The organism is Paenibacillus sp. 7516, from assembly GCF_002272715.1.
Classification (GTDB): domain Bacteria; phylum Bacillota; class Bacilli; order Paenibacillales; family Paenibacillaceae; genus Paenibacillus; species Paenibacillus illinoisensis_A.
In genome coordinates, this window is the sequence record NZ_NPBI01000024.1 from 172,544 (window position 1) to 185,923 (window position 13,380).

Below are 13,380 nucleotides of genomic sequence, written 5' to 3' on the forward strand. Positions count from 1 at the left end.
ATGAGTTGGCACCTGGCCTTCTCTACATACAGACATTGAAAACCTCCCAGACCATGAGCCGGGGAGGTTTTTTAATAGCTTCTATTCGAGCCGGTACGAGGCGAACGGCTCGCCATGACGGAACGAGTCACTAAGTTGATCCAACTCCGTGATCATGTCTGGCGTAAGCTCCAGGCTTAAACTAGCCAGGTTGTGCTCCAGCTGCTCGGTACGCGTGGCACCAACGATTACCGTCGAAACGGCTGGACGAGCCAGCAACCAGGCGAGCGACAGAACACTTGGAGAGCAGCCGTATTCTGCTGCTTTCTCGCTTACCTGCTCTCCTAATCTGACATTGTGCTCCAACAGGAACCGGTTGAAGGATGGATCCGTATCCGCTCGAGAGCCCGAAGGAATGCCAGCTTGTGCATTATATTTGCCAGTTAGAATGCCGCCCGCAAGTGGGAAATAGGGAATGATTCCGACGCCTTGATCAAGACACATGGGGACAAGTTCCAGCTCTGGGGTGCGGTCTGCCAGGGAGTAGCTGGTTTGAGTGGAAATATAGCGCACATGACCTTTCAGTTCGCTAATGCCGAGAGCTTTCATGAGTTCCCAGGCCGCATAGTTGGACGCTCCGATATAGCGAACTTTACCGGAGGACACCATATCGTCCAGCGTTCGCAAGGTTTCCTCCAGCGGAGTGTACGGATCAAACGTGTGGATCTGATACAGATCCACGTAGTCCGTCTGCAGACGCCGGAGGCTCTGTTCCAGTTCTTGCTGCAAATGATAGCGGGAGGAACCCCGCCCATGCGGACCATCATGCCGGGGAAGTCCGGCCTTGGTTGCAAGCACGGCGTTTTCACGTCGACCCTGCAGGGCCTGTCCAATAATCCGTTCCGATTCGGTTCCGGCGTAGATGTTGGCGGTATCGATAAAGTTGATTCCCTGATCCAGTGCTGCATGAATAATGCGGATTGAAGCCGCGTCATCTGCACGTTTACCAAAAGCATTCGTACCGAGCCCAAGTGCGGATACACGCAAGCCGCTGTTGCCCAAACGTCGATATTCCATTCATCATCGCTCCTTCTGTGTCAGTTCTTGTATAGCAGATTATAACGTAATCTATTGAAAACGTGTTATTAATATAGTTAAATGATTCTAAGAACCCGTTATTAAAGGAGATATGATGGAAAACAGTGCTGCACATTTAACCCGCCGGAAGCCGAAGAAACCGAAGAAGAGATGGAAGAAACCTCTAATCATTACCCTAAGCGTGCTGATCGTGCTGGGAGGACTCGGATATGTCTACCAAAAACAACTTGTAGTGCTGGCATTTAACCTATTTGCCTCAGGTACGGTGAAGGAAGCGCTTGATGACTCCTTCAAACCGGTTGGAGATCAGAATGCGGAAGTCCCTGTGGTACAACACACTGACCCATTCTCGCTACTGCTGCTGGGGATTGATCAACGGGATAATGAACCAAGCCGTTCGGATACGATCATCTATTCCGTCGTGCGTCCGGAAGACAATAAAGTGCTGCTGCTGTCCATTCCGCGAGACTCCTATACCGAGATTGTCGGGCGGGATGTGAAATCGAAGATTAATTCAGCCTATGCCCATGGCGAGGCCAAGATGGCTATGGATACGGTGGAGAATCTGCTGGGGAACAAGGTGGACTTCTATGCCGCGATTAATTTTAACGGACTCAAGGATATTGTCGATGCGGTTGGCGGCGTTGAGCTGCCGATCAAGAAAAATATCGAGAACAAGCTCAAGAGTCATGAGAAGCTGTTTGTGGAAGCAAACAAACCCATCTATAGCGGCGAAGAAGCGCTTGGCTATGTCAGATACCGGGAGGACTCCGATTTTAACCGGACGATGCGCCACCGGATTTTCCTGAGCGCGTTCATGAATCGTGCATTGGAGGTCAAAAATCTGACCAAGATCCCGGACGTCATCAAGATTGCCGGATCGAACTTTACAACCAATATGAGCTCGGATTTCATCGTGAACTTTGCCGAGTCCTTATATATGAAAGACAGCGCGCCAACAATCAGCAACTATATGCTGAAAGGTGAAGGCGCAACCCGCAGTGGAACTTGGTATTATGATCTATCGGAGGATGATCTGCAGCATGTGCATGGAATGATTGCCAGCTGGCTGGACCCGAACGCTGCACAAGTGATTGAGCCGGAGACAACAGATGAGAACGAACCAGCGGACAAATATTAGGACGGAAGAAGTAACGAGTTGTCAGTAGTATAGATATAGGGAAGTACACGGATAGTTAAACGTCCGTGTACTTTTTTTATGGAATAGAATATGAGATCAGAAGTTTTTGGCTCGTGTTTTCTTCGTTAAAGGCTAGGGCATCAAGATGACACAGCAGATAAAGGTAGGATCGACATAAGATGTCTCAGATCGCACTCTTCTGAGCTGTTATCTACGGTGATGAGTTCAATATTTTCCCACTTACAGATGTTGGCCTGCATTCCTTCGACAAAGGAATCCCAGTGATCCAGTTTCCACCTGTCTCGCTCTAGGCCCCGGTTTCTGAGCCGCTGCTGTAGAACCTCTACATTCACATCAACTCGTAATACGACAGGAATGACCTCTCTCCACTCATACTTGGAGATCAATTGATTAATGTAATCGCTTTTATGAAAGTAACCAACAAAAGGTGCGTCCAGAATGACCGATCTGCCTAACTGCAGATTGTCATTAGCCACATTTAATAACGTTTCATACTCCAGATCCATCACGATATCGCGGTAATAGGCGTTGCCGTCGCGCTCGTGAGGGGAATAGCCACGTGCTTCCAGAAGCTTTCCCGTAAAAGTGTTACATACGACATCTTTATCCAGATAACAAAGATGGTGTTCGGCAGCAAGCCTTTTGCCGATCGTCGATTTGCCAGAGCCGGCAGAACCGATTAGAAAAATCAGGACAGGTCTCATGAGCTTCCCCCTAAATGATAGTTAAATCATAGATAATCCTACATTCTGGGTTCGCATATACGAACCAGTTTCGTGTTGGTGAACATTCGCTTTTAGAGTATACCGTTTTCTTTCGAAATACAATCTTTTTTGTGGAAAAATAATAAATAAAAAAATTTGAGAAAGCGGTTGATATTTTTCGAGGCGCTGATCTATAATGAGGGCATCGTTCGGTGATGTGAAATAAGTTCACATATGCGAACTTCGACGTCGAAGAAATTGAAGGAGATAGCATGGACAATATTCGCATGAATAAATCTGCGGAACGAGTTGCTGATTTACTCGTTTTATTTGCCAAGAGTGGTGCTCCGTTAACACTGAATGAAATTTGCAAACAGATGAACATGCCAAAAAGCAGTGGGTTCGAACTCGTGCAAACTTTGCTGCACAAAGGGTTTATTGAAATGGACGATATACGTCTCAAGACATATCGGCTGGGTATCGCGGTGTTTGAAACAGGCATGGCTTATTTGTCCAACATGGGCGTTCCACATCTGGCTAGACCTTTGCTTCAAGAGCTTAATCGTCAGACCGGAAGCACGGCCTTTCTTGGCATTGAGGATAAGGGGAAGATTGTATATTTGGACAAAGCGGAGAGTTATTCGGTGATGCGTCCAACAGCTAAGCTGGGTTCCCGCCGATATATGCATACTACAGGTCTGGGCAAAGCGCTGTTGGCTGCCCTGCCGACCAGTAAAGTGTTGGAGATTTTGGGAGAAGGCGAGATTCCATCGCGCACATCCTACTCTAAAGTAACGATTCCTGATATTTTGCAGGACATGCAGGAGATTCGCGAGCGTGGTTATTCCATTGATGACCGAGAAGACCATCTGGAGATGTATTGCATTGGATCTGCTGTCTATGATCAGTGGGAGGAGCCAGTAGCAGCAATCAGTGTTGCCAGCATGTATTCCACGATGACTCCGGAACGTGAGGCAAGCATTGTAAAGCTGGTCAAGGAAGCGGCATGGAAGCTTTCAGGTCAACTTGGTTTCAGCGGTGATCGGTTATACCCGGGAAAGCAGGAGTAGACCGAAGTGAACCAAACCCAATATACATGGTTTTAACAATAGACAGATAGGGATGAGGAGGAAATTGATATGTGGCGAAAGTTGGAGAGTATGAACACCATTGCTGAGACTGGAATTGTGTTGATAATTCGATCAGACAGTGAGGAAGAGGCATTATCTGTCGCCGAGGCGGCAATAGCAGGGGGGATTCGGGCGCTCGAAATTACGATGAGTGTGCCAGGTGCACTGGATGTAATTAAGGTGTTATCACGAAAGTACTCATCCCAAGGTATTCTGATTGGTGCAGGCACCATTCTGGATGGCGAGACAGCCCGAGCTGCCATACTGGCAGGGGCTGAGATGCTGGTAAGTCCTCAGCTCAATCCTGACATGATCAAGGTGGCTAATCGGTACCAGGCGGTTACGATCAGTGGTGCGTTCACAGCTAAGGAGATCGTCGAAAGTCTTGAAGCGGGTGCAGATATCGTCAAGCTGTTCCCGGCAGAATCCGTAGGGCCACAATATGTAAAAGCGATTTCTGCCCCTCTGCCACAAGCGGCGATTGCCCCTACTGGCGGAGTTACACCGCAAAATGTGCATGAATGGTTAACTGCGGGTTGTATTGGAGTTGGTGTGGGCAGCTATATCACCAAAGCCGCTAAAGACTCGGGGGATTACGGGCGAGTAACGAAGGCTGCTGAAGAATTTCTGCAGGCAGTAGCGGCTGCACGCTAATTTGCTTCATCCGGCTTACGTTGACCGTGCGAAGTTCACAACGATCAAGGATAGATCTCCGGGCTGACCGTTGTGAACCCGCAGGGTACTGAATAAGAGCAGCTGTTGCAATAAAGAAATTCGTTACCATGTTATGAAAACGTATACTTAACTGGATGCTGCGGTATTATTGGAAAGCAGTAAGGTTTAGCTGTCGCCTTTAATTACCATATTTATTCATTATATATAATTTAAGTAATTGTAATTTATATATGTTGAGGAGAGTGAGTTCAATGGCAACGTTAAAAACATCAACATCCCCTGCCTCGGTTCCACAAGCTCCAAAAGTGGGTTTGAGATGGGGAATTATCCTGTTATTGCTGCTGGGTGCAGTCGTTAACTATTTGGACAGGTCCAACCTGAGCATTGCCAATACAACCATTGCAGCAGAATTTGGGCTGTCCTCCACGCAGATGGGCTTACTGTTATCCGCTTTTTTATGGCCTTATGCATTAGCGAATTTGCCTGCGGGCTGGCTGGTAGACAAGTTTGGCCCCAAAAAGATGTTTGCATGGGCTTCAGGCCTGTGGTCAATAGCTACCATTCTGAGTGCATTTACCAATACTTATTCTCTGTTATACGCTATGCGGATGCTGCTTGGTGTATCCGAGTCTCCTTTTTTTACTTCTGGGCTGAAGGTGACAGAGCGCTGGTTTGCCAAAAGTGAGCGAGGGTTGCCAACCTCTATTATTAATACCGGCTCACAGATTGCCAATGCAATCGCACCTCCACTGCTAACCGTTCTGATGTTAACGATGACGTGGAGAGGCATGTTTATTTTTGTCGGTGTAATCGGTCTAATCATCATGCTGATCTGGATCAAGGTATATCGTGACCCGACGTTTACCGAAAAGCAGATGATCAAGGGCGTGGAAGCTGCTGCAAACCAGAGCGAGAGTGTGGATGGAACAACGGTTGCAGAGGCACCAAAAGCAAACTGGGGTTCACTGTTCAAGCATAAAAGCACCTGGTTTATGATTATCGGAAACTTCGGTATTATGTTTACCATCTGGGTGTACCTGACATGGCTTCCGAGCTATCTGGAGAAGGAGCAGGGCTTTACGTTGAAAGAAACAGGCTGGATTGCATCTATTCCGTTCGTAGCTGGAATTATTGGAGTTCTGCTGGGCGGGTTGATCTCGGACTTTTTCATTCGAAAAGGGGTCAATGCGGTCACCTCACGCAAGGTTCCCATTGTTGGCGGAGCTATTCTGGCCGCAGCTTCAGTAGCACCTATTCCGTTCATCGATAATACAGTAGTGAGCATCGTATTGTTATCCATAGGTTACTTTGCTTCGCAGCTGCCATCCGGCGTGATTTGGACTCTGGCAGCAGATATTGCTCCTGGGGAACAAGTGGCCTCATTGGGAGCGATCCAGAACTTTGGCGGATTCCTGGGTGCAGCGCTTGCTCCCATTGTAACCGGATACATTTTGGATACCACAGGCAGCTTTAATAATGTATTTTTGCTAGGGGCGGGTCTGTTGCTTTTGGGCGCTCTATCCTACGGTGTATTTCTGAAAAAACCAATCTCTAAAGCAGTCCACTGAAGCTGTTGAGTAAAAACTTAACTTCTATATAAGAAAGCATCAGCATACTCTGGCATTTGTCATTTCAAAAACCAGGGTTGCTGATGTTTTTTTATTTGGCCATGTCTATTGGTTGGAAAGTTATAATTAAAAGCTCATTTCTGGATGCATATATAGTAAAATACAGGAAAATAGATTAACATCAACCAATGGAGGAGCCTTATGAAGGACTTCAAGGACCGACTTCGCCAGGTTCAGGAACAGCAAAGGCAGTTGGTGAAAGAATACAACACGCTGCTTCAGGACTATCAGTCCGATGACCTGATTGTGCAGAATGAACAGCTTCGTGAGCAGGTGGATGCACACGAGTTGAAGCTGCGTCAGATCGAGGCACGTGCACGCAAGATGGAGGAGGAGAATGCCCGTCTTCGGATGGCGTTGTCCGAACAGATGCTGGATGAGAAGCTGAATCTTATTCGCGTATCCCAGGAGAAAATGGAGACATATTTCCGCGGGAAAACAGCTGTACATAATGACCGGTTGGAAGCTCACGAACATCGTACCAAAATAAACATGAACGCTCTATTCAATAAGGCTTCGGAGGAACTTCAGGAAGATGCGATGGAGTTCAAGGAGAGGATTGCTTATCTTGCTGCAGAGGTGAAGGAAAGCATCGAACGGCGTAGACAAACGCTGCAGGAACGGGAAGAAGCAGTTCGGCAGCAGATGCAGCTTGGCTATGAGCATATGGCAGAGGAAGGTTTGAGTGAAGAAACCATTCAGCGCCGGATTCGTCAGAACCGCATGGAGATGAAGATTGGGCTAAGCTGGATCAACAAGGTTGCCATCCTGCTTATTATTCTTGGCGTTGGTGCAGCGTTCCAGTATTCGTACTCCACGTGGTTCAATGATGAGATGAAGGGCGGTGCGTTCTTCCTGCTCGGCGTGCTGATGCTTGCCGGAGGGGAGTGGCTGTTTCGGCGGAAACGTCAGACGTTTGCGATGGGATTGCTTGGAGGCGGAATCTCAGTACTGTTCGGCTCTATTTTCTACAGTTATTTTCTGCTCCATATTATCGGTCTATATACGGGTCTTGGACTTTCTGTCCTTGTATCGGCGGTGTCCGTCCTGCTATCGCTAAGATATCAGTCGAGGACGATCTGCTCGCTTGGCCTGGTGGGCGGTTATCTTCCCCTGTTCTCGTATATGGCCTATTTCGGACTCAGCGGGAACTCTGTGTATGTTGCCATGGTCTATTTGCTGCTTCTTAACGGCATTATTGTACTCATTTCCTTCGGAAAACGTTGGCCGATCGTGCATTATATCAGTTTTCTGTTTAATACACCGTCCATGTTAATCCTCCTGTGGCTATCGCCGAACAACGTTGTGGGCATGGTGTATTCAGTTGCTACGTTTGCATTATATCTGGGAATTACACTCGCGTATCCATTCAAACATCGGGTTAAATTGACCTGGTGGGACTTCGCCCTGCTGGCGCTTATATTCTCCCTGGTGTATGTTGGACTCGCCGGGTGGGTACACCGCAATATGGTTCAGGAGAAACAAACCATACTATTGTTCTATATCACATCCTTGACCTTTGCCATTCTGATGATTCCGTTCCAGTTTGGGGCGAAGTGGCTGTCCATGGGGATGGTTAATCGAGGGGATTTTGCTTGTTATCCTAGGTCATCTGAAACAGTTCAGATCAGTAGAACGTGCGGGGTGGGGCGTTGTAATCCTGTGTGTGTTCACCTTCGTATATTATGATGTGCTGGTGCTATACATGGTGGGGGAGCAATCCTATTTTATGCTGAAATACTCCTGTATTACGCTGGGTGCGCTTTTGATTACATCGTATTATGCCATGGTTGGCAGCGGGAAAGGGCTATTGTCCAAAACCAAAATTCATCATAGTGTGCTGGAGCTTGGCGGGCTGAATATATTCAAGTACGTTACCCTTGGCAACCTATGGATATATGTTCTGTACGAGTCTAATGAACTCTATACCCGAGCAGTTGATGGGACCTTCCTACTCTACTTGTTCTACAAATGGCTGATGTTTGCTGCATTAACCATCGCACTGGCGTATGCCTTAAGCCGAGCTAAGTTATTCCATGACCAGATGGTAAAGTACTACACAACCTTTCTGCATGCAGCAGGCTGCTGTATTGCACTTGCAGTAACGTTGTCCATGCCGGCACTCGATCCTGGAGCCCAGCAGCATACGGCTGCAGAGATAGTGGGATTGCTGGTTCTGATTATTTTTAATATTGGGGTGTTTTTCGCTGGAAGAGACTTGCTGATTGCGGGCATACGCGGACAGTTCAAGAGCGTGGAGTGGTACCCGGTCATTGCGGGAATCTACCTGTTGGGTGTCATCACAGTCTTCCTGACGGTGCAGTTTCAATGGGGAGACATCGGTCTGATGTTCAGCTTGATGTATCTGCTGCTTGCGATTCTCTATATTGCTTACGGATTCCGTAGAAGGTACGTCATGATTCGTCGTCTCGGACTCGGTCTGACCTTATTCTCCACAGGGAAAATGGTATTCTACGATGTCGGTTTGCTGACAACGGGCAGTAAAATCATCGCCTACTTTAGCTTCGGTGTGTTATTGCTGGGCATTTCGTATCTGTATCAGAAGGTATCCAGTCGGATGGAGGAAGCTCAGGCCAAGAAGACCCCACAGGTGGAAGAATCGGATAGGTCTGAGTAAGTACTTTTTTAAATATGAACAATCGTCAGATCGCATTTTCAATGGTACATTTCTAAGCAACGCAAACAGGCCTCTTCCCGCTGTGATGTCAGCGTGTAAGGGGCTTCTTCATGTGGTCTTATGCGATTATGCGGGCAGGGAGTTATGTTCTATCCAAACGTGATTATGACATTGGTGAAACGTTTATGACATGGATCGCGTTATAATAGAATAAGCTCACGGCTGGGTGTTCAGATGCAACCATGATGTTTCAGATGCGGGTGTGCCGTTCAATAATTCTCTCCGTTCGTCTGTTTGGCGTGATAGCACAGTAAGTGTGATGGACAGAGCAAAGGCGAGCAGTACGTATATGAAAATCTTCTTTTTGTTCATGATGATAACCCTCTCTTGTTGATTAGGCTGGATGAAAGATCGTTATGAGAAAAAAAGCACAACGTCTGGTATAGTAGAGAAACGAATATATCATTGCCTGTATACACTATATAAATAGCCAGGAATGCAAACAATGGAACAAATCTGATGAAGTTATCATTATTCATGAAACGTATAGAGCTAGAGTGAAAATCGAAGGTGGGAGATGAACATGCGGGAGACGGCAAAAATCGTCATTCGTACACCTGGGCAGGAGAGCGACGGTTCATTTGCTTACGTAAGCCAGGGACGCTCCATCACGGTGGGACGTTATACGGGCGGCGGTGAATCGGACTTGTCCGTGTATAATCAGTTGATATCGAAGCGGCACTGCCGCATTCATTATGATGCACAGCGTCAGCTGTGGGTTGAGGATCTGGATAGCAAAAATGGTACCGAGTTGAACGGGCAGCGGCTCGTTCCCTATGAGAAATACCCGTTTGCCGAAGGAGACATTCTGACCATGGTCAATGGTTTGATCCAGCTTCGGACGGAGGGTGATCTCGAAGAAACACGCGAATACCGTATATCCGATCTGCTGGGTGAGGGAGTCCGGGTGCATGATCACCTGCAGACTGTACAGATTGGCGAGGTGGAAATTCCGCTGTCGAAAAAGGAGTTCCAGCTGTTCAAGCTGCTGTACAGTCAATTGGATCATTTTGTGACGAGAGAGCAGATCGTTGGCCAGGTATGGCCTGAACGAAGCATGCTGGAGAGCGATTCGGTAGGAATCGATGAGATCAACTCGCTGATCTATCGGACCAATCGCAAGTTGGGTGTCCATTTTACAATTAAGTCCGTTTACAAAAAGGGTGTATACATGAAGTCACATGTGTCTGGCGTTATGGGCGGCATGATGTAAACAGTCTGTATGAACAAAGGGATGAGGCCATGTTGATCATTCAATTCATTCCATGGCTGATTGCCGTGGTGACGCTAATCGCCGTAATATCGATTGTGCTGGTCAGCTGGAAAAATGGAATCTCGCCCATGCCCACATCCAGAATGGCCCGGCAGGTGGTCATTCAGGAGGTCAATCGCATTCCGGGTTATGGGGATATCATTGAGGCAGGTTCCGGCTGGGGGACGCTGGGCGTGGATATCGCCCGCGATTGTCCGGGCAAGCGTGTAACGGGCATTGAGAATTCGGTCATTCCCTTCTGGTTTTCACAAGTCATGTCCAGCATGATGATTGGATTCAGGAAAGCCAAGGGCGGACGGAATTCCCTGAAGGGACGGCTGCGGTTCATACGCGGCGATATCTACAAGAGCTCCTATGAACACGCTGACGGCGTGGTCTGTTATCTGTTTCCTGGTGCCATGACCCGGCTCGTGGACAAGTTTAGCAGGGAGCTTCCACCGGGGGCGCGGGTTATCAGTGTATGTTTCGCGCTTCCGGGCAAAGTTCCTCTCCGAACGATCACGTGCAAGGATGCTTTGCGTACGAAGGTTTATGTATACACATTTTGAAGAGAACGATGGTTATACCTTTCCTCAACGGAAAGGAGTGTGATCCTGTCACCAAAAGATGACGAAAGAAGGCGCCGAACCCACTTCTACAGTGAATTCGGCGCCTTCTATTGTTATCCTGAACAGGCGATTTATTTTATGCCGCTCCGTTCCGTGCGTCATTACTTATTTTGCGGAGTTTTCGGAGTCTGTCGCGTTGGTACTTGTGCTGTCTGTCGTTGTACCGGACTCTGTTCTGTTTCGTCCGCCTCCGAATCCACCTTGGCCGCGTCCTCCACCAGGACCACCCATGCCGGTATTGGCAGTGGTTACACCAGATTCATTCACCCAGGTAACGTTGCTAGTGGATTGGAATGTAACCACTTTGGTGCCGCCACTGTACGTACCGTCTGTGTAGAGGCCATCCGTAGCTGTACCAGTCGATGTTCCGCCAGAGTAGATTTCATAAGAGCCGTCTTCTTTCAGATCAGGAGAGCTGATGACAACGGATTGATAATCTTTTGCTGGAGCAAAGGTTATGATGTTGTTGCCATCGCTGTCTTGTATGTGAACCAGTGTTCCTGCTTTTTGCGTTTCAGGGAATGTCATTACGATTGTGTTTTGAGTTGAACTCTCTGATGTACCTTGAGCCATACCGGAGCTGCCGGCTGCGATCAGGTAACCACCACTCAATTCAAATGTGCCATCATAGTCGAGCGGGCCGTTGCCATCATTGGTTGGACCATTCACAATTACAGTTCCGCCAGTCATGTAGATGGAACCATTGGAGTCAAGTCCGTCACCGTCTGCATTGACGGTAAGGGATCCACCGTTAATGTGAAGCTCACTGTTTCCGGCAGATTCACCCGGCATACCACCTGGAGCACCACCTTGTGGACGAGTATTGCCACTAGCGTCTGTGCTTTGATCCGTATCTGTAGTTGTTGATGTTTTTCCAGTCGTCTCTGTTACAGAGATGTTGGAAGCAGTAGTGGCATCAGTTGTTTGAGTATTATCTTCTTCTGTGGTAGCCGCAGCATCCGCAGTTGCTGCAGTGATGTCACCTGAAGCATTGACGCCATCATCTGAAGAAGTTACGTCCACATCACCATCATTCAGTGTAATGGTTGCTCCTTCAAGCCCTTCATAGCTCTTCGCAATGTTGATAGTTCCACCGTTAATGGTGAGCGCCAGATCAGCGTGAATACCGTCATCGCCGGATTCAAGGGTAATCTTGCCATCGTTGATCGTTACATTGCTATTGCTGTGCAGGGAATCATCCATGGAATCAATGGTGTACGTACCGCCGTTAACGGTAAGATCTGCCCCCGCTTTAAGTGCTTTGGCACTTGTCGATTCTGTTTCTGTTGTAGTTGTCGTCGCAGCATCTGCATCCGAAGCAGTAGTCGATGCCTTATCAGCGGAACTTGCCGGTGCTGTACCTGCTGCATTCGTTCCGTCCGCTGCCGGCATATCAGCAGGCGGTTCACCATCTGGTGGAGTCCCCATGTCTGTTGGAGGTGTTCCGCCACCGCCGCCAAATGGACCTTCTTCTGCTTTGGCTGGTGCATTGGCACTGCCGCCGCCAGTGACGATGTTAAAGGTTCCGCCATCAGTAACGAGCGCAGTCTCAGCCTGAATACCATCGTTACCACTTTGGATATCGAATGTACCACCGGCAATGGCTACGAATCCTTTTTCGGCATCGATATCGTTGGTCGATTTCATACCGTCGCCTTCAGCATCAACCGTAATGGTACCTTCTTGGACAGCAAGCATATCCTTGCCTTTGATGCCGTCATCTGCTGCTTTGACGTTAATGGTGCCACTTACAATGATGAGATCATCTTTACTTGTGATCCCTTCGTTGTAGTTACCTGTTACGTTGAGTTTACCTGTGCCGTTAAACGTCAGATCTGCCTTACTGAAGATGGCTGCATCGGGCTCATCCGTTGCATCATCAGCGTATACATAGGTTGTACCATCCGAAACGGCATTCTCCGTTCCTTCTTGCAGGGTAATCACAGCTTTGCCAGCTTCCTTAATGTAGATGGCCGCACTGTCGTTATCGTGAATGGTTGCCCCATTCAGCACGAGGTGAACGGTTCCTTTATCGGTTACATTAACTACAATCTGCCCGTCTGTCAGTTCCCCGCTAAGCACATACGTACCTGCCTCGGAGATGGTTACCGATCCGTTCGCCGCTTTGGCTCCGGAGCCGGTAACGGTTGCTGTCTTCCCGCTCAGTTTAATGGTTGTAGAGTCGGTTTCACTCCAGCTTACATTGGTATCGTCTGCATCCAGGGAGACCAGATCCGCATATTTGACGGAGGTCTGCTCACTAACGGAAACGGTTTTGGTTGTGCCTGTTGTTGACGTTGCGGCGTTGGCGGTTGAGTTGGTTGCTGCTGGAGAACTGCATGCCGCAAGCATTGCGGTAATCATCGCTACGGACCATAACTTGCTACCTGTAATCCATTTTTTATTCATAATATATCGTTCCTCT

The 13,380-nt window shown here is 48.1% G+C and carries 12 protein-coding genes; 8 read left to right on the forward strand and 4 right to left on the reverse strand.

Features of this window, described 5'->3' with window-relative positions:
* Positions 1-81: 81 nt before the first annotated feature.
* Positions 82-1,056: an aldo/keto reductase gene (locus CHI14_RS20380; protein ID WP_095290741.1), complete on the reverse strand. Its 975-nt coding sequence runs from the start codon at positions 1,054-1,056 to the stop codon at positions 82-84.
* A gap of 115 nt (positions 1,057-1,171) precedes the next feature.
* Between CHI14_RS20380 and CHI14_RS20385 the strand changes: the two genes are divergently transcribed.
* A complete protein-coding gene (locus tag CHI14_RS20385; RefSeq protein WP_095290742.1) occupies positions 1,172-2,218 on the forward strand; it encodes an LCP family protein in 1,047 nt (348 codons plus the stop codon).
* 140 nt (positions 2,219-2,358) lie between these two features.
* On the opposite strand, the gene CHI14_RS20390 is transcribed toward CHI14_RS20385, so the two are convergent.
* Entirely contained in the window at positions 2,359-2,943 is a 585-nt protein-coding gene (locus tag CHI14_RS20390; RefSeq protein ID WP_095290743.1) for a P-loop nucleotide/nucleoside kinase family protein, read from the reverse strand.
* 272 nt (positions 2,944-3,215) lie between these two features.
* On the opposite strand from CHI14_RS20390, the gene CHI14_RS20395 reads away from it, so the two are divergent.
* The 5 genes from CHI14_RS20395 to CHI14_RS30545 all read left to right on the forward strand — a co-directional run bounded on the left by CHI14_RS20395 (position 3,216) and on the right by CHI14_RS30545 (position 9,014).
* Positions 3,216-4,013 (forward strand): IclR family transcriptional regulator, encoded by a 798-nt coding sequence (locus tag CHI14_RS20395; protein ID WP_095290744.1) that lies wholly within the window; start codon positions 3,216-3,218, stop codon positions 4,011-4,013.
* A gap of 69 nt (positions 4,014-4,082) precedes the next feature.
* Positions 4,083-4,727, forward strand: a complete 645-nt coding sequence (locus CHI14_RS20400) for a bifunctional 2-keto-4-hydroxyglutarate aldolase/2-keto-3-deoxy-6-phosphogluconate aldolase (protein ID WP_095290746.1) — start codon at positions 4,083-4,085, stop codon at positions 4,725-4,727.
* A 272-nt stretch (positions 4,728-4,999) separates the two neighbouring features.
* Positions 5,000-6,316, forward strand: a complete 1,317-nt coding sequence (locus CHI14_RS20405; protein WP_095290747.1) for an MFS transporter — start codon at positions 5,000-5,002, stop codon at positions 6,314-6,316.
* A 201-nt stretch (positions 6,317-6,517) separates the two neighbouring features.
* Positions 6,518-8,065 (forward strand): DUF2339 domain-containing protein, encoded by a 1,548-nt coding sequence (locus CHI14_RS30540; RefSeq protein WP_249281182.1) that lies wholly within the window; start codon positions 6,518-6,520, stop codon positions 8,063-8,065.
* Positions 7,968-9,014, forward strand: a complete 1,047-nt coding sequence (locus CHI14_RS30545) for a DUF2339 domain-containing protein (RefSeq protein ID WP_349290391.1) — start codon at positions 7,968-7,970, stop codon at positions 9,012-9,014. The genes CHI14_RS30540 and CHI14_RS30545 overlap by 98 nt, the downstream gene beginning before the upstream one ends.
* A 216-nt stretch (positions 9,015-9,230) precedes the next feature.
* On the opposite strand, the gene CHI14_RS30145 is transcribed toward CHI14_RS30545, so the two are convergent.
* Positions 9,231-9,386 (reverse strand): hypothetical protein, encoded by a 156-nt coding sequence (locus CHI14_RS30145; RefSeq protein ID WP_170948203.1) that lies wholly within the window; start codon positions 9,384-9,386, stop codon positions 9,231-9,233.
* Positions 9,387-9,597: 211 nt separating this feature from the next.
* Between CHI14_RS30145 and CHI14_RS20415 the strand changes: the two genes are divergently transcribed.
* Positions 9,598-10,287 (forward strand): FHA domain-containing protein, encoded by a 690-nt coding sequence (locus CHI14_RS20415; RefSeq protein WP_095290749.1) that lies wholly within the window; start codon positions 9,598-9,600, stop codon positions 10,285-10,287.
* Between the two features lie 29 nt (positions 10,288-10,316).
* Positions 10,317-10,895, forward strand: a complete 579-nt coding sequence (locus tag CHI14_RS20420; RefSeq protein WP_095290750.1) for a class I SAM-dependent methyltransferase — start codon at positions 10,317-10,319, stop codon at positions 10,893-10,895.
* A gap of 165 nt (positions 10,896-11,060) precedes the next feature.
* Here CHI14_RS20420 and CHI14_RS20425 read toward each other — a convergent pair whose 3' ends face one another.
* Positions 11,061-13,364: a carbohydrate-binding domain-containing protein gene (locus CHI14_RS20425; protein WP_095290751.1), complete on the reverse strand. Its 2,304-nt coding sequence runs from the start codon at positions 13,362-13,364 to the stop codon at positions 11,061-11,063.
* Positions 13,365-13,380: the final 16 nt, after the last annotated feature.